The sequence below is a fragment of the Actinosynnema sp. CA-299493 genome, from assembly GCF_050946825.1.
In the GTDB taxonomy this organism is placed as follows: Bacteria; Actinomycetota; Actinomycetes; order Mycobacteriales; family Pseudonocardiaceae; genus Actinosynnema.
This window is the reverse complement of record NZ_CP191993.1, coordinates 8,325,146-8,342,354: the sequence shown is the minus strand read 5'-3', so window position 1 is coordinate 8,342,354 and position 17,209 is coordinate 8,325,146. Positions and strand designations below refer to the sequence as shown.

General features: G+C 71.6%; 13 protein-coding genes. 5 read left to right on the top strand and 8 right to left on the bottom strand.

Annotation, left to right across the window (positions count from 1 at the left end; genetic code table 11):
- The first annotated feature begins 212 nt into the window (after positions 1–212).
- Complete coding sequence (locus tag ACQPYE_RS35695; protein WP_498717518.1) at positions 213–3,458, top strand: S8 family serine peptidase; 3,246 nt, start codon at positions 213–215, stop codon at positions 3,456–3,458.
- Between the two features lie 141 nt (positions 3,459–3,599).
- Here the strand turns inward: ACQPYE_RS35695 and ACQPYE_RS35690 are convergent, their stop codons facing one another.
- The 3 genes from ACQPYE_RS35690 to ACQPYE_RS35680 form a co-directional block, all read right to left on the bottom strand.
- Complete coding sequence (locus ACQPYE_RS35690; RefSeq protein WP_498717517.1) at positions 3,600–4,097, bottom strand: hypothetical protein; 498 nt, start codon at positions 4,095–4,097, stop codon at positions 3,600–3,602.
- 44 nt (positions 4,098–4,141) lie between these two features.
- Positions 4,142–5,326, bottom strand: coding sequence for a mechanosensitive ion channel family protein (locus ACQPYE_RS35685; RefSeq protein WP_498717516.1), 1,185 nt, complete (start codon positions 5,324–5,326; stop codon positions 4,142–4,144).
- 164 nt (positions 5,327–5,490) lie between these two features.
- Entirely contained in the window at positions 5,491–6,111 is a 621-nt protein-coding gene (locus tag ACQPYE_RS35680) for a TetR/AcrR family transcriptional regulator (protein ID WP_498717515.1), read from the bottom strand.
- Positions 6,112–6,182: 71 nt separating this feature from the next.
- On the opposite strand from ACQPYE_RS35680, the gene ACQPYE_RS35675 reads away from it, so the two are divergent.
- Positions 6,183–7,025 (top strand): alpha/beta fold hydrolase, encoded by an 843-nt coding sequence (locus ACQPYE_RS35675; protein WP_498717514.1) that lies wholly within the window; start codon positions 6,183–6,185, stop codon positions 7,023–7,025.
- Here ACQPYE_RS35675 and ACQPYE_RS35670 read toward each other — a convergent pair.
- The 3 genes from ACQPYE_RS35670 to ACQPYE_RS35660 form a co-directional block, all read right to left on the bottom strand.
- Positions 7,000–8,373, bottom strand: a complete 1,374-nt coding sequence (locus ACQPYE_RS35670; protein WP_498717513.1) for a DUF4153 domain-containing protein — start codon at positions 8,371–8,373, stop codon at positions 7,000–7,002. The genes ACQPYE_RS35675 and ACQPYE_RS35670 overlap by 26 nt on opposite strands.
- Before the next feature lie 377 nt (positions 8,374–8,750).
- Positions 8,751–9,797, bottom strand: coding sequence for a HAMP domain-containing sensor histidine kinase (locus ACQPYE_RS35665; RefSeq protein WP_498723048.1), 1,047 nt, complete (start codon positions 9,795–9,797; stop codon positions 8,751–8,753).
- Between the two features lie 2 nt (positions 9,798–9,799).
- Positions 9,800–10,474, bottom strand: a complete 675-nt coding sequence (locus ACQPYE_RS35660) for a response regulator (protein WP_498717512.1) — start codon at positions 10,472–10,474, stop codon at positions 9,800–9,802.
- A gap of 199 nt (positions 10,475–10,673) precedes the next feature.
- Between ACQPYE_RS35660 and ACQPYE_RS35655 the strand changes: the two genes are divergently transcribed.
- Together ACQPYE_RS35655 and recD2 are read left to right on the top strand one after the other, a co-directional pair.
- Positions 10,674–11,696 (top strand): hypothetical protein, encoded by a 1,023-nt coding sequence (locus tag ACQPYE_RS35655; protein WP_498717511.1) that lies wholly within the window; start codon positions 10,674–10,676, stop codon positions 11,694–11,696.
- 36 nt (positions 11,697–11,732) lie between these two features.
- Positions 11,733–13,898, top strand: coding sequence for an SF1B family DNA helicase RecD2 (recD2, locus tag ACQPYE_RS35650; RefSeq protein WP_498717510.1), 2,166 nt, complete (start codon positions 11,733–11,735; stop codon positions 13,896–13,898).
- 192 nt (positions 13,899–14,090) lie between these two features.
- Here the strand turns inward: recD2 and ACQPYE_RS35645 are convergent, their stop codons facing one another.
- Together ACQPYE_RS35645 and ACQPYE_RS35640 are read right to left on the bottom strand one after the other, a co-directional pair.
- Positions 14,091–14,933 carry a MerR family transcriptional regulator gene (locus ACQPYE_RS35645; RefSeq protein WP_498717509.1) on the bottom strand — a complete coding sequence of 281 codons (843 nt, stop codon included), beginning with the start codon at positions 14,931–14,933 and terminating at the stop codon, positions 14,091–14,093.
- A gap of 62 nt (positions 14,934–14,995) precedes the next feature.
- Positions 14,996–15,238, bottom strand: a complete 243-nt coding sequence (locus tag ACQPYE_RS35640) for a DUF2630 family protein (protein WP_498717508.1) — start codon at positions 15,236–15,238, stop codon at positions 14,996–14,998.
- A gap of 153 nt (positions 15,239–15,391) precedes the next feature.
- Here ACQPYE_RS35640 and ACQPYE_RS35635 point away from each other — a divergent pair, with 153 nt between their 5' ends.
- The gene (locus ACQPYE_RS35635; protein WP_498717507.1) at positions 15,392–17,161 is read left to right on the top strand and encodes a M14 family zinc carboxypeptidase; all 1,770 of its coding nucleotides are present in this window, start codon (positions 15,392–15,394) and stop codon (positions 17,159–17,161) included.
- Positions 17,162–17,209 lie beyond the last annotated feature (48 nt).

Here is a 17,209-nt window from a genome sequence, read left to right as displayed (position 1 = left end):
GGTTCACCGTTGACAGAGTTTGACATTCCGGCCGGTCGGCTCTTGACTGGAGAGGTCGCGCCCGTTCCGGTGTTGTGCGGCACTTCTCGCGCGTTCGCGCAATAGCCCGTCCAGTCCAATGTGGACTTTTTTATTAGGCTGTTCGTCCGATTGTTACCCGAGGGTCGGGGGGATGTGCTTGCGCCAATCTTTCCCCACGAAGGGTTTGCGCCTTGATCAAATCAGGAAGCCGGTGGAGACACCGCACCAGTGCGGCCTTGCTGGCCGCCGTGCTGGGCACCACTGGGTTCGGCTTCGCCGCCGGGTCGGCCGTCGCGCAAGAGGCGCCATCCGCGCCCGCGCCCGCCGACAAGCAGCTCGACAAGCAGGACCGGGAGCGCGTCGCCGAGGCCGAGCAGGCCGGTCAGGCGAACGTCACGCTCCTGGTCGCCGCCGAAGAGGGCAAGCTGGACACCGCGGTCAACGACCTCAAGGCCCTCGGCGGCGTGGTCGAGTCCACCGAGCGTGACGTCGACTACCTCAAGGTCTCGGTGCCCCGGGACAAGGCCGAGAAGGCCGCCGGGCTCGCGTCCGTGAACTCGGTGGACGTGGACGGCCTGGTCGTCCTGGACAACCCGCGCCCGGACGGCGCGACGGCCCCGCTGCCGCAGCCGGCGCCGGGCAAGGCGACGGGCAAGAAGAACCCGTACATGCCGACGCAGGACACCAAGGCGGCGCAGTTCACCGACGAGCACCCCCAGTGGGACGGCCGCGGCACGACGATCGCCATCATGGACTCCGGCATCGACCTGGACCACCCGGCGCTGGCGACCACCACGACCGGCGAGCGCAAGATCGTCGACTGGTACAACGCCAACGCCACCAACTCCGGTGACGGCACCTGGTTGCAGGTCTCGGGCCGCTACAACGGCACGTTCACCGCGGGCGGCGCGTCCTACAAGGCGCCGGCGACCGGTGGTCCGTTCAGCTTCGGCCTGTTCCGCGAGACCGCGGGCGACCTGGCCCTGGCCAACAGCGAGACCGGCGGCGACATCAACCGCGACGGCGACCGCGTGGACGCCTTCGGCGTGCTGCAGGACATCACGACCAAGGAAGTCCGGGTCGACACCGACGGCGACGGTGACTTCACCGACCAGACCGCGATGATCGACTACAAGTACAAGAAGGACGTCGGCCACTTCGGCGCGGACAACCCGGCCACGCCGGTGCTGGACACCGTGGCGTTCGTGGTGCAGACCGACAAGTCGAACTACGACGCGGCCGGCACGGCGTGGGTCAACCTCGGCATCTCCGCCGCCGCGCACGGCTCGCACGTCGCGGGCATCACGTCGGCGAACAAGCTGTTCGGCGGCAAGATGACCGGCGCCGCGCCCGGCGCGAAGCTGATGGCCGTCAAGGTCTGCCTGTCCACCCCGTCGTGCACCAACAGCGGCCTGATCGACGGCCTGCTGTACGCGGCGCGCAACGGCGCGGACGTCGTCAACATCTCCATCGGCGGCCTGCCGGCGCTCAACGACGGCAACAACGCGCGTGCGGAGCTCTACAACCGCACCATCGCCGAGTACAACGTGCAGGTGTTCATCTCCGCCGGCAACAGCGGCGCGGGCGCGAACACCGTCGGCGACCCGTCGGTGTCCACGGACGCGGTGAGCGTCGGCTCGTACATCACGGCGGACACCTGGCTGTCCAACTACGGCTCGAAGACCGCGCAGAAGGAGGGCCTGCACGGCTTCTCGTCGCGCGGTCCGCGTGAGGACGGCGGCTTCAAGCCGAACATCGTCGCGCCCGGCTCGGCGATCTCCACCGTGCCGCAGTGGCAGGTGCCCGGCCCGGTGGCCGGCACCTACGAGCTGCCCGCCGGCTACGCCATGTTCAACGGCACGTCGATGGCCTCGCCCCAGGCGACCGGCGCCGCCGCGCTGCTGATCAGCGCGTACAAGGCCGAGCACAACGGCGAGCGCCCGCCCGTCGCGGCGCTGCGCAACGCGATCCAGTCCGGCGCCAAGTGGGTCTCCACCCTCCAGGCGTACGAGCAGGGCGCGGGCCTGTTCGACACGAAGCGCGCGTGGACGCAGCTCAACGCGCACCCGGAGACGCAGGCGGTCAGCACCTCGGTGACCGTGAACACCGCGCTGTCGGACCTGCTGGCCACCCCGGACACGGGCGTCGGCATCCACGACCGCGAGGGCGTCGTCGTGGGCAAGGAGTACACCCGCACGTACACCCTGACCCGCACCACGGGCCCGGACCGCAACCAGCAGTTCCTGGTCAACTGGCAGGGCAACGACGGCACGTTCTCGTCCAAGTCCCTGGTCAGCCTGCCGCTGAACACGCCGGTGAAGTTCGACGTCAAGGTCAAGCCGACCAAGGCGGGCGCGCACTCGGCCGTGCTCAAGCTCGACAACCCGGGCACCCGCGGCATCGACGTGTTCACCCTGAACACCGTGTTCGCGGCGGACGAGTTCACCGCGGCGGGCAAGTACGCGGTGACCAAGACCGGCACGATCGCGCGCAACCAGTCGAAGAGCGTCTTCGTGAACGTGCCCGCGGGCACGAGCGCGCTGAAGGTCGACCTGGCGGCGGGCGGCGCGGAGGCGGGCAAGGGCCAGGTCCGGTTCCTGCGCTACGACCCGTACGGCGTGCCGTTCGACACCACGTCGTCGACCAACTGCTACAACCCCGACGCGGGCGCCGGCTGTGCCGGTGGCTCGCCGACCAGCCGCACGGTCAGCAACCCGCTGCCGGGCGTGTGGGAGATCGTGGTCGAGGCCCGGCGCACCTCCGACGCCGACGCCGCGCCGTACTCGGTGACCGCGTCCGTGCTGGGCACGACGGTCAGCCCGAACCCGGACACCATCGAGTCGGCCGTGATCGGCACGCCGATCAGCCGTGAGTACACGGTGACGAACTCGCTGGCGACGTTCACCGGCAAGCTCGTCGGCGGTCCGCTGTCCAGCGCCCGGATCGACCGGCCGACCATCGCGGACGCGGCGGTCCAGAACTACGACCTGACCGTGGCGCCGGGCTCGTCGTCGCTGCGCGCGACGATCGGCCGGACCAGCGACGTCTCGGCCGACCTCGACCTGTTCGTCTACAACTGCTCGACCGGCACGTGCGTGCTGGCCGGTCAGTCGGCGGACGGCGACTCGGAGGAGTCGGTGACGATCAACAACCCCGCCGCCGGCGCGTGGCGGGTGACGGTCGACGGCTACGAGGTGCCCGCGGGCACCACGGAGTACGACTACATCGACCTGTTCGCCGCCGCCGGCCTCGGCTCGGTCGCGGTGACCGACGCCGACGCCGAGCGCACCGCCGGCGAGACCTGGACGGTCCCCGCCACGGTGACCGCCGGTGGCCAGGCCGGCGCCGGCCGGGTGCTGCGCGGTGAGCTGACCGTGCAGACCTCGGAAGGCGCGGTCGTCGGTCGCGGCGCGGTGATCCTGCGGAACGTGGCCTGACGCCACCCGCTCGAAGATCCGCTCGAAGATCCGCTTGAAGACCTCAGGGCCACTCCCGCTTCGTGCGGGGGTGGCCCTGAACCTTTGTCGCTGATGGGTTGAGGGGTGGGGTCAGGGTGTGGGGTGGGCCAGGGGGTGGGGTCAGGGGGTGGGGTCGCTGTTGGACAGAGGTTCGTCCACGTCGACCCGGCTGATGCCGTCGACGGACGCGATCTCCTCGGCGAGTTCGACCGGGGCGGTGACGCGGACGTAGCCGGTGGTCGCGTCGGTGGCCTCCACGGTCCCGCCGAGCCGGTCCACGGCGGCGGCGACCTCGTCGGCCTGGCCGGGTTCGGTGGAGACGGTCAGGCCGATGGTCCGCGTGCCGTCGCGCTTGGCCTGTTGCAGCACGTCCTTGCCCTGAGGGCTGAGCCCGGTCGGCGGACTGAGCTCGGTCGGCGGCACGGGCGGTGAGGTCGCGCTGACCGGTGCGGTGGTCGGGGACTGGGTCCCGGACGAGCCGGTCGGCGGCTGCTGCGCGCAGCCCGTCAGCGTGAGCCCGGCCAGTGCGAGTCCGGCCAGCGCGAGCCTGGTCGGCGCGAGCCTGGTCGGCGCGAGTCCGGCCGGCGCGAGTCCGGTTTTGACCACGAGCCTTTGCATGAGTCCTCCTGCGGCGGATCCTGCCACCAGGACGGAGTGGGAGGTCAGCGCGGTTGCACGGGTTGGGTGGGTGGAGTGGGCTGCGTGGGTTGGCCGGGTGTCGCGGGTTGCTCGGGGCCGCTGAACGCCTGCACGCGCTCCTCGCCGTCCGCGCTCTCGCCGAACACCCGGTTGTCCGAGGAGCCGTTCGCCGACGGCACGCGGCCGGGAGCGGCGGCACGGGGCAGCTCGCGCACTCGGACCTGCGGCAACGCGCCGGGGTGCCGGGCACGCAGCCAGCCGACCAGGTGCTCGCGCGCCACGCACCGCAGGTCCCACAGCCGCCCGGCGTCCGATGCGCTCACCAGCGCGCGGACCCGCACGAACGACCCGACCGCGTCGGTCACCTGGAGCACGCACACGCGGCCGTCCCACAGGTCGCTCGTCTCCAGCGCGTGCCGCAGCTCCTGCCGCAGCTCCTCCACCGGCGCCGTCCAGTCGAGGTCCAGCTCCACGGTGCCGAGCAGCGCCGACTGGGTCCGCGTCCAGTTCTCGAACGGCGTCTTGAGGAAGTAGGCGGTGGGCAGGATCAGGCGCCGGTCGTCCCACAGGTGCACGACCACGTAGGTGAGGGTGATGTCCTCGACACGACCCCACTGGCCCTCCACGACCACCACGTCGTCCAACCGCAACGCGTCGCTGAACGCGATCTGCACACCCGCGAACACGTTGCCCAGCAACGACTGCGCGGCCAGCGCGGCGATGGCGCCGATCACACCGGCGGACGCCAGCAGGCTCGTGCCGGCCGCGCGGGCGGCGGGGAACGTCATCAGCACCGCCGCTGCCGCCAGCACGCTGACCACGACCACGGTGACCCGGCGGACCAGCGTGATCTGCGTGTGCACGCGCCGGGCGTGCCGGTTGTCCGACACGTCGACCCGGATGCGGGCCAGCGTCGCGTCCTCGATCACCACCAGCAGCGAGGCCAGCAGCCACGCGCCGGCGAGGATGAGCGCTATCCCGGTCGCGTGCAGGGCGACCGGTCGCCAGTCGCCGTGAGCCGTGACGCCGAGCGAGAACTGCACCGCCACCAGCACCGCCACCGCCAGCGCGGGCCGGTGGGCGTGCCGCGCCAGCCCGGCGAACAGGGCTGACCGGCGGCCGATGCGACGGACCACGCGGTGGACGAGGGTGACGGCGAGCAGCGCGATGAGCAGCGAGCCGGCGAACGCGAGTACGGCGGCGAGCACGGACGGGCACCTCCACGTGCTTGGGGTTCCGGGGACGTTCTCCGGTTCGTACCCCTAGGCGGAGCGGTTCAGCCGTCTGCACGAAATGTGCGACATTCCCCACGTGGTGCAGCGCGGTGCGGGCGCGGCGTGTGCGGCGCGGTGCGGTGTGGCGCGGAGTGGGGTTAGCCCTTCGGCAGCAGGTGGGCGACCTGGCCGACGAACGCGACCAGCCGGTCCGGCGTGAACCGCTCCGGGTCGGTGATCGCCAGCCGGCCCGCCATCTCGGCGAGCGCGAGCATGGTGTGGCCGAGCAGCTCGGCGTCCAGCCCGGTGCTGCCCAACGCCTTGAGCCCCAGCTCGGCCAGGGCGTTGACGTGCGTCAACACCTGCGCCCGCACCAGCGCGACCTGCTGCCGGAACTCGACCGGAGTGCCCTCCGGAGGCAGCAGCACGAGCCGCCACCGCTCCGGCGACGCCACGACGGCGTTGACGAACGCCCGCACGGTGTCGGTGTAGACGTCCTCCGGCGAGCGGTCGCCGAAGTCCGTGGCCGGCATCGCGTCGAGCACCTGGTCGGTGGCCCGTTCCGCCTCGCGGCGCAGCAGCGCGGCGATCACCTCGGCCCGGTTCGCGTACAGCTCGTAGACCACCGGCTTGGTCACGCCCGACCGCCGTGCCACGGACTCCATGGTCAACGCGTCGAAACCGCCTTCGGCGATGAGCCGGAGCGCGCCGTCCAGCAACTGGTCGCGCCGCTGCCCCGGCGGCAGGCGCGGTGCGTACTTGCGGCGCGTTGTGCTCACCGGACCATATTGCTACGGTGGCGTAGCTTTCACAAAGCTACGCGGCCGTAGTAAAGCGCTCGGAGGCAACGGTGTTCGTGGAGTCCGAGGGCGCGCGGCTCGCCGTGTTCGAACAGGGTGACCGGTCCGCGCCGACCGTGGTCCTGGTGCACGGCTACCCCGACACGCACCGGGTGTGGGACGAGGTCGTGCCGTTGCTGACCGACCGGTTCCACGTGGTCACGTACGACGTGCGCGGGGCGGGTGCGTCGTCCGCGCCGCGCGGGCTGGCCGCCTACCGGCTGCCGGTGCTGGCGCGGGACCTGCTCGCGGTGGTCGCGGCCGTCAGCCCGGACGCGCCGGTGCACGTCGTCGCGCACGACTGGGGCTCGATCCAGGCGTGGGAGGCGGTGACCACGCCCGACCCGCCGATCGCCTCGTACACCTCGATCTCCGGCCCGTGCCTGGACCACGTCGGCCACTGGATGCGCCGCCGGCCGACCACCCGGCACGTCAACCAATTGCTGCACTCGTGGTACATCGCGATGTTCCACCTGCCGTTCGTCGCGCCCCTGCTGTGGCGGCACGTGATCGGCCCGCGCTGGCAGACGATCGCGCACCGGCTGGAGGGCGTCACGCCGCACGTGTCGCCGACCATCGTGCGTGACGGCGTGCAGGGCATCGCGCTGTACCGGGCGAACTTCATCCCGCGGCTGCGGTCGCCCCGCGTGCGGCGGACCGACGTGCCGGTGCAGGTGGTGCAGCCGTCGCGCGACAAGTACGTGACCGCCGGTGTGTCCGAGGACGTGGAGCGGTGGGCGTCGGACGTGCGCCGACAGGTGGTCGACGCCGGGCACTGGGTGCCGATCACGCACGCCGACGTGGTGGCGCGCCTGGTCGTCGACCACATCACCGCGCACAGTCCGGCGTCCTGAACTGGGTGAAGGCGTTCCCGGGCGGGGTGAGCGACTCCCCGGTCCGGGCGAGCGTGTCCCTGGCCTGCTGCCGGGCGAGGTTCCAGGAGCGCCAGTCGTCCGGCTCGACGCGGCGGAACCGGAGGGCGCAGGCGCGCAGGTCTGGGGGGAGAGCGGCGAGGGCGGGCACGGCGTCGTCGGACAGCCTGGAGAGGTAGTCGAGGTCGATCTTCCCGATGGCCTGGTAGCGGTCGACGTTGCGCTCGGCGATGAACCGCTCCGGGTTGAGCGCGGCGAGCCCGACCAGCGCGGCGAACCCCGTGCCGACGACCGCGCGGGCCAGCCACCGGCCTTCCAGCTTCGCTCCTGCCGCCAGGACCAGCAGGTAGACCACGCCGAGCCACACCTCGCAGGCGAGGACGAGGACGCGGAGGACCGTGAAGCCGTAGGCCTGCTGGTAGAGCCACATGCGGGTGAGGGCGGAGGCGACGATCACCAGGGTGAGCACGCTCAGCGCGCCGAGCAGGCCGCGCAGCCGGCGGCGGTCGGTGGGTGAGTCGAGCCGGGCGAGGCGCGCGACGACCGCGATCACGCCGAGGGTGAGCAGGGTGACGGCGAGCAGTTGCCAGAAGCCGCCGCGGGCGTAGTCGGCGTAGGTGAGGTCGGGGGTGACGATGACGTGCTCGCCGCCTGCGAACAAGGTCTTGACCTGGACGGCCACGAACGCGGCGAAGAGCAGGACCAGCGCGCCGACCGGCAGCACCCAGTCACGTCGCGCGACCGTTCGGGGCAGGTCGCTCGTCTCGTCCGGTGGGCGTGGTGAGACCAGCAGGTAGGCCGCGCCGACCGTGCCGAGGCCGACGGCCAGGAACAGCACGATCGGTTGCCCGGTCGACTCGTCGGGCGCGACCGAGTCCAGGAGTTCCGCGAACGCGGCGTCGGCGCCGGCGAGGAGCGGGACGAACACCAGCAGGAGGCCGGCGGTCACCAGGACCGGGCGGGCCAGGCGGGGCGCGCCGCCTTCCCTGACGCCTCGGACGACCCAGGGCACGGCCCTGATGGCGGCGACCGGCACCGCGCCCGCGCCGGCGAGGAGGCCACGCGCGGTCCGCCCCCCGGCGACCGCGAGTGAGCCGGCGGCACAGCCGGCGATGGCGCAGAGCGTGAACAGCCAGCCGGCGGAGACGAACGCGCCGACGCCGAACAGGGCGACGGAGAGGACGGCCCAGCCGGGTCTGACCTTGCGCAGCAAGGCGAAGACGACGACGGCGGTCAGGGACCAGCCGAGGCCGGGTTCGTCGAGGGGCAGCAGGGCCGCCGCCCCGATCCCGGCCGCTGCGCCGGTGAGCAGTACGCGGTTGGGTGTCATGTCGGTGTCGCCTCCAGGGCGTGCGCCATCGCCCCGCGAAGGACGAAAGCGTCCTCGCCGGACGGGCAGATCAGCAGGATGACGCCTATTAGGTGGTCATGCTGCGGGTCCGTTGTGGGTCGGGTTTCGTGTCATCCCACCGACCTCCCTACGGGCTACCACACGTATCAAGGGGGCAGCCCCCAGTCGACGCCGCGGGCAAGCCTTCACCGGCCCCCTTGACACGCGCGGTAGGGCGGAGCCAGGTCGGCGGGATGACACGAAGCCCTTCTGTGGGAAGGGAAGGCGTGGGGGTGGGGGAGGGGGAGGTGGTGTCGGGGGCTTCTGTTGGAAGGGGAGGGGAGGGGAGGGCAAGGGAAGGGCAAGGGAAGGGGAGGTCAGGTAGGGGTGGGTGTGGCGGGTGTTCGAGGTGGTGGGCAGGTGGCGGGGAGGGTGGCGCGGATCCGGCAGCCCGGGGCGTCGACCACGGCGATGGTGCCGCCGTGCAGGTCGACCACCCAGCGGGCGATGTTGAGGCCCAGGCCCGTGCCTCCGCCGCCCGCGCGCTCGCCGCGGGTGAAGCGCTCGAAGACCCGGTCGCGGTCCTGTGGTGCGATTCCCGGGCCGTCGTCTGCGACTTCCAGCACCAGTTCCGCGCCCACCGTGGCCGAAACCCTCACCTCGCCGCCGGCGGGGCCGTGGCGGGCGGCGTTGTCCAGCAGGTTCGCGACCACTTGCGCCAGCCGCGCCTCGTCGGCGTAGACCGTCGCCGACGGCGGTGAGACGTCCACGGTGAACCGCACCCCTCGAGCGGCTACCGAGGCTTCCGCCACCACGTCCGCCAACAACGGCTCCAGCGCGAACTCGGCCCGGTCCAGCTTGTGCGCCCCGGCGTCGATGCGGGACAGGTCCAGCAGCTCCGTCACCAAGCGGCCGAGTCGTTCGGTTTGCGCCAGTGCCGTTCGCATGGTCGCCGCGTCCGGCTGGGCGACACCGTCCACGACGTTCTCCAGCACGTTCTGCAAGGCCGTGATCGGGGTGCGCAGCTCGTGCGACACGTTCGCGATCAGCTCCCGCCGCTGCTGGTCCGCCGCACCGAGGTCCGCCGCCATCTGGTTGAACGCGCCGGCCAGCTCGCCGACCTCGTCGCGCGCCGTCGCCCGCACCCGCCTGCTGTAGTCGCCGGCCCGCATCGCCCGCACCGCCGCCGTCATATCCCGCAACGGCCTGGTCATCCCGTGCGCCAGGATCTGCGACGTCACCAGCACGATCGCCACCGCGCCGAACGTCGTCCCCGGCGCCAGCCACCCGATCCGCCACCGGAAGAACGCGAACCCCGCCGCCATCGCCGACACCAGCAGGATCCCGAGCTTCACCTTGATCGACCGCACCGGGTCCAGCGGACGCGGCAGCAACTCCACCGCCGTGTCGATCGCCGTCCGCAGGCTCACCGCGGCACCTCCAGCGCGTAACCGATCCCGTGCACGGTCCGGATCAGGTCCGTGCCCAGCTTCCGCCGCAACGCCTTGATGTGGCTGTCCACCGTCCGCGTGCCCGTGCCGTCCGCCCACCCCCACACCTCGCTCAGCAGCCGCTCCCGCGACTGCACGGCCCGCGGCCGTTCGGCGAGGTGCACCAGCAGTTCGAACTCGATCGGCGTCAGGTGGGCCTCCGCGCCGGCGCGCACGACCCGCCGCTCGGCCAGGTCGATCTCCAGGTCGGCGACCGTGATCCGGTGCGCCGCCGCCGAGGACGCCCGCTCCACCCGCCGCAGCAACGCGTGCACCCGCGCGGCCAGCTCGCGGATCGAGAACGGCTTGGTCAGGTAGTCGTCCGCGCCGACCGCGAGACCGACCAGCAGGTCCGTCTCGTCACCCCGGGCGGTCAGCATGAGCACCGGCACGGGCCGCTCGGCCTGGATCCGCCGGCATACCTCCAGCCCGTCGAACCCCGGCAGCATGACGTCCAGCACGACCAGGTCGGGCCGCCCGTCACGGGCGCGCGAGACGGCTGACGGGCCGTCGTGCGCCAGCTCGACCTCGAACCCCTCGGCCCGCAGCCGCGCGGCCACGGACTCGGCGATGGTCAGGTCGTCCTCGACCACCAGAACCCGGCGTGTCATGCGGCCGACTCTATGTCCGAGCCGTGGAGGTGACCGGTGTGACTTGTGAACGTCCTGTGGAGAGCGGGGACTGAGCCGGGAGGAGCAATCTGGGAGCGCTCCCAGTCGGGACCTGCTTAGCTGGTGGACGGGGCTTCGACTTCGACGAGGAGGTCTGGTCGTGCGACGGACGTTGGGTGCCGCGTTGGCGCTTGTTTCGATGATCGCAGGGACACCGGCGGCGGCAGCCGAGCCCGGGTACGTGGAACTCGCGCCGAAGGGGTCCGCGGTCGCGATCAACGACGCCGGCGTGGTCGTCGGCCGCGCCACCGGCGTCGACCGGCGCTCGCGCGCGGTCCGCTGGGACGCCGAAGGCCGGATCAGCGAACTCGCCCTGCCCGCCGGGAGCCAGTACGCGACCGTCTTCGGGGTCGACGCGGACGGCGCGGCGTACGGCAACACCAACGCGCCCGACCACTGGTCGCGGGCCACCCGGTGGAACGTCGACGGCTCGATCACGCTCCTCGACCTGCTGCCCGGCGGCGACTACGCGTTCGCGGTCGCGGTGAACGAGGGCGGCGCGGTCGTCGGCTACGGCGGCGACGCGGGCGGTCGGAGGCAGGCGGTCCGCTGGGACCGCGACGGCGTCGCCACCGTGCTGCCCGGCGTCGGTGACGCGACCGAGGCGACCGTGATCGACGACGGTGGCGCGGTCGCGGGCCTCGCCTACTCCGGGACCGGCCGACGGGCCGTGAGATGGGACGACGACGTGCTCACCGACCTGGGCGCCGTCCCCGGCAGCACCTACCTCGACCTGCGGGCGATCAGCGGCCGGTTCGTCATCGGCACGTACCAGGCGGAGGACCGGACCTCCTTCTCCGTGCGCTGGGACGGAACCTCGCAGGCTCACGCCGCCGCGGCCGGCGCCCTCAACGCCCTCGACGCGGACGGCGGCGCGTTCGGACGGGTCGGCGGCACGCCGGTGCGGTGGGCGGCCGACGGCGGAGTCACGACCATGGCGCTCCCGGCCGGCTTCACGGCCGGCGAGGTGGCCCGCGTCAACGATCGCGGCACGGCGGCGGGCGTGGCGATCGGCGGCACCTACCGCCCGTTGCGCTGGTCGCCGTCGGGCGAGGTCACGTTGCTGCCGGTCCCGGCCGGCACGCACGGCTTCGCCCAGGGCGTCAACGACCGCGGCGTCGTGGTGGGCGAGTTCGGCGGACGCGCGGTCCTCTGGCCCTGACCACCTGCCGTCGGTGGCACGACCTAGGGTGACCCGGTGGCTGACGCGGTCCTGGAAGCGGTGCTGGAGCGGATCACGTTCGCGAACGAGGAGACCGGTTACACGGTCGCCCGGGTCGACCCCGGCCGAGGAGGCGACCTGGTCACCGTGGTCGGGTCGCTGCTCGGCGCGCAGCCCGGCGAGTCGATCCGGATGCGCGGCCGGTGGGGCTCGCACCCGCAGTACGGCAAGCAGTTCCACGTCGACGACTACACGACCGTGCTGCCGGCCACCATCCAGGGCATCCGCCGCTACCTCGGCTCCGGCCTGATCAAGGGCATCGGGCCGGTGCTGGCCGACCGGATCGTCACCCACTTCGGCGTGGCCGCGCTGGACGTCATCGAGCACGAGCCGGAGCGCCTGATCGAGGTGCCCAAGCTCGGCCCGAAGCGCACCAAGCTGATCGCCGACGCGTGGGAGGAGCAGAAGGCCATCAAGGAGGTCATGGTCTTCCTCCAGGGCGTCGGCGTGTCGACGTCGTTGGCCGTGCGCATCTACAAGCAGTACGGCGACAAGGCGATCGAGGTGGTCCGCGAGGAGCCCTACCGGCTGGCCAACGACGTGTGGGGCATCGGGTTCCGCACCGCCGACCTGATCGCGAAGGCCGTCGGCATCCCGCACGACAGCCCGCAGCGGGTGAAGGCCGGGTTGCAGTTCACGCTGTCCGAGGCGACCGGCGACGGCAACTGCTACCTGCCCGAGAACGAGCTCATCGGCGACGCGATCAAGATCCTCCAGGTCGACGCGGGCCTGGTGATCGAGTGCCTGGCCGAGCTGGTGACCGAGGAGGGCGTGGTCCGCGAGATCATGCCGGACGGCGAGCCGGGCATCTACCTGGTCGCGTTCCACCGGGCCGAGATCTCGCTGGCCAACCAGCTGCTGCGGCTGCTCAGGACCGAGGAGGAGCGGATGCCGGCGTTCCAGCGGGTCGACTGGGAGAAGGCGTTCGGGTGGCTCGGCGCGTCACTGGAGGACAAGCAGCGCGACGCGGTGAAGCTGGCGTTGAGCCGCAAGGTGGCGGTGCTGACGGGCGGCCCGGGGTGCGGCAAGAGCTTCACCGTGCGGTCGATCGTGAAGCTGGCCGTGGCCAAGGGCGCGAAGGTCGTGCTGGCCGCGCCGACCGGCCGGGCGGCCAAGCGGCTGACCGAGCTGACCGGGCACGAGGCCCGCACCGTGCACCGGTTGCTGGAGCTCAAGCCCGGCGGTGACGCCGCCTACGACCGCGACCGGCCGCTCGACGCGGACCTCGTCGTCGTGGACGAGGCGTCGATGCTGGACCTCCTGCTGGCGAACAAGCTGGTCAAGGCCGTCGCGCCGGGCGCGCACCTGCTGCTGGTCGGCGATGTCGACCAGCTGCCGTCCGTCGGCGCGGGCGAGGTGCTGCGCGACGTGCTGTCGGCCGACAGCCCCGTGCCGAACGTCCGCCTCACGCACATCTTCCGGCAGGCGCAGCAGTCCGGCGTGGTGACCAACGCGCACCGGATCAACAACGGCGACTACCCCGTCGTGCAGGGGATGCCGGACTTCTTCCTGTTCCCGGCCGAGGAGGCCGAGGACGCGGCGGCGCTGGTGGTCGACGTCGTCGCCAACCGCATCCCGCGCAAGTTCGGGCTCAAACCGCGCACGGACGTGCAGGTGCTCGCGCCGATGCACCGGGGTCCGGCGGGCGCGGGAGGGCTGAACGCGTTGTTGCAGGAGGCTTTGACGCCGTCCAAACCGGACCTGCCGGAACGCCGGTTCGGCGGCCGGGTGTTCCGGATCGGCGACAAGGTCACCCAGATGCGCAACAACTACGACAAGAACGTCTTCAACGGCACGCTCGGCATCGTCACGGCGATCGACGCGGTGGAGCAGAAGCTGACCGTGCGGACCGACGAGGAAGAGGACGTGGACTACGAGTTCGGCGAGTTGGACGAGCTGACCCACGCCTACGCCATGACGATTCACCGCTCACAGGGCAGTGAGTACCCGTGCGTGGTCATTCCAATCACGACCAGCGCGTGGATGATGTTGCAGCGCAACCTGCTCTACACGGCGGTCACGCGGGCGAAGAAGCTGGTCGTGCTGGTGGGGTCGCGCAAGGCGATCGGGCAGGCGGTCCGCACCGTGGGCGCGGGACGTCGGCACACGGCGCTGGACCACCGGCTGGCCCAGCTGGTCTGAACCTGGTCCGGAACCGCACCTGGCGGACCTCGCCCAGCGGCCCGACACCCGGATCCAGGTGCTGCCGTTCGACGCACCGGGCGGGGCGAGCGCGTTCGGCTTCACCGTGCTGGGCGATGCGAAGAACCGCGCGGGTGGGCGCGTGGCCGTTCCCGCGCGGTCGTTCGAGGCGGTCCTCCGCTGGTCGGCGGGTCAGGTCATCGGGAAGGCGATGTCGCAGACCTCGTCGTCCGGGGCGGCGGCGTCGAAGTCGGCGAAGTAGACCTCGCGCGGGGCGTCGTGGATCGCGTGCCCGTTCTCCTTGATCCAGGTGGCCACGGCGTCGTAGGCCGACAGGATCTGCGGGAACGCCACCTGGGCCTTGGTCAGCCGCACGTAGGCCTCCCGGTGCGCCGGCTCCAGCCTGGCCGCCACCCCGCTCGGCGGCTCCGCGACACCGATCGGCACGCAGGCCTCGACCGGTCCGTCGCTGTCCTCGTTCACCTCGCCGTGGTAGACGACGAACGCCGCGCCGGACACGCCGCCGTGGTCCTCCGCCGCCTTGGTCAGCCGGCCCATCGAGCTGTCGATCCAGTCGACGAGCGCGGGCTGGAGCAGGTGCCGCTGCTCGGTCAGGACCACCTGTTCGGGTACTTCTCGCTGCTTGACCTCGTACATGTCGAGCAATCCCTTCCCTCCGGACAACATGACGCGGAGGTGGGCGGCCAGGCCGCGTCGCACGGCCATCCGGTGCTCGACCTCGGCCCAGTAGCGGGCCAGCAGGTCCGCCCGCTCGTCCTCGGGCGCGGCGACGATCCGGGCCACGACCGCGAGCGGCATGTCCAGCCTGCGCAGCAGCGCCACCAGGCGTGCGGCGGCCAGCTGGTCCTCGCGGTAGCGCCGGTAGCCGTTGCCCGGGTCGACCACGGCCGGTCGCAGCAGGCCCTGGCGTTCGTACAGCCGCAGCGCCTTCACCGACAGCCGTGAGCGGCGGGAGAACTCCCCGATGCCCAGCAGCCGGGTCCCCGGTAGCCGTGCCACCCCCACATCCTCCATGGAGATGACCTTGCGGGCTGCCCCAAGGGACGAGTCAACCGCCCTGCCGGAGTAGTCGTGGGCTACTGGCGGTAGTTCTCCACCGTGTCGGGATCACGGGGCTCGGCGGCGTCCGGGTCCATGCCGGCGGCCCGGCGCGCGCGGCGTTGGCGCAGGAGGTCCCAGGTCTGGTCCAGGGCGACTTCGAGGTCGCGCAGCCGTCGGGTGTCGCCCTCGCTCAGGCCCTCGCCGATGCGGGATCCCTCCAACCGGTGTTCTTCCTCCACCAGTCGGGTGATGCGCTCGACCAGTTCTTCGTCCGTCACGACTCCTCCTCCATCCGGACCAAGCGCCGGGGTACCTCACCGGCATCTGTCAAAACCCCGTGCCGTCACGGTGAGGAATGGCCGGTTGGCGGGTGTGCAAGGAGGTGGTCCGTCCCTCATCCTCCTGCTCAACCCTGCCTAGGAGGAACAACCGTGAAGTCGACCAGACGTTCACTGCTGACGCTGGCCATGGCCGGTGTCGCGGCGGCGGCGGTGGTCACCGGGGGCACCCCCGGAACCGCCGGTCCCGCACCCGGGATAGCCGCCGTCCAAGCCGGCCCGACCTACGTCTACAAGGTCCACGCGCCGCTCGGCGCCGCCGCCCAGAACCTGCTCGGGCGCGGCTTCGACGTGCTGGAGGACCGCGACGGCGACTACCTGTTCGTGCTCGGCGACGCGACCACCGGCGCGGGGTTGAAGCAGGCCGGGTTCACCGCCGTGATCGACGAGGTGCTGCCCGCCCCCGAGTGGCAGCCGCCCGCGAAGAAGTCGCAGTCGCCGACGTTCGAGGCGGCCGACATCAACGAGACCTACTACGGCGGCTACCGCACGATCAACGCCCACTGGTCGCACCTGGACCTGGTCGGGCAGCAGTACCCCGCGCTGACCACGCTGGTCGACTACGGCGACTCCTGGAAGAAGACCCAGGGCGCGGGCGGGTACGACCTGCGCGCCATCTGCATCACCAAGAAGAACGCGGGCGACTGCGCGCTGAGCACGTCCGCGCCGAAGCCGCGCTTCTTCGTGATGGGCCAGCTGCACGCCCGCGAGCTCACCACCGGTGACACGGCGTGGAAGTGGATCGACCACCTGACCACCGGGTACGGCGTCGACGCGGAGGTCACCGCGCTGCTCGACACCACCGAGGTGTGGGTCGTGCCGATCGCGAACCCGGACGGCGTGAACATCGTGCAGCAGGGCGGCAACTCGCCGCGCTACCAGCGCAAGAACGCCAACACCACGAACGGGTCGAACTGCTCCGGCACGTCGTCGTCGCAGATCGGCATCGACCTCAACCGCAACACCGACTCGCACTGGGGCGGCGAGGGCACGTCGTCCAACCCGTGCGACCAGACGTACAAGGGCCCGTCGGCGAACTCCGAGGTGGAGACGAAGGCGTTGCAGGCGCTGTGGCGCACCCTGTACCGCGACCGCCGCGGCACCGGCGTCACCGACGCCGCGCCCGCCGACACGACCGGCGTCGTGATCTCCATGCACAGCTACTCGAACCTGGTGCTGTTCCCGTGGGGCTGGACCACGCAGTACAAGACGGGCAACGACGCGGCGATGCGCGGGATGGCCCGGGACATGGCGTCGCTGGCCGGCGGGTGGCAGTACGGGCAGCCGGGCGAGGTGCTCTACAACGCGGCCGGCGCGACGGACGACTGGGTGTACGACGACCTGGGCGTGGCGTCGTTCGTGTGGGAGATCGGGCCGTCGTCGGGCACGTGCTCCGGGTTCTTCCCGGCGTTCTCGTGCCAGGCGTCGACGTTCTGGCCGAAGACGAAGCCGATGCTGATGTACGCGGCGAAGAAGGCGGCCAACCCGTACGGCGGCGGTGGCAACCCGCCGGTCGGGTGCGCCAAGGCGACCAACGACACCGACCTCGCCATCCCGGACAACGGCGGTGCGGTCACCAGCACCATCACCATCGCCGGCTGCGAGGGCAACGCTTCGGCGTCTTCGCAGGTCGAGGTGCACGTCGTGCACCCGTACCGCGGTGACGTGGTGATCGACCTGGTCGCGCCGGACGGCACGGCGTACCGCCTGAAGGCGTCGAGCAACGACTCGGGCGACAACATCGACACGACGTACGCGGCGAACGTCTCGTCCGAGGCGCGCAACGGTGCGTGGAAGCTCCGCGTGCAGGACGTGTACTCGGCGGACACCGGCTACCTGAACTCGTGGAGCCTGACCGTCTAGCACCCACTCGCGCTCCGGACGCAGGCCTCCGCGAGAGTCCTGCGTTCG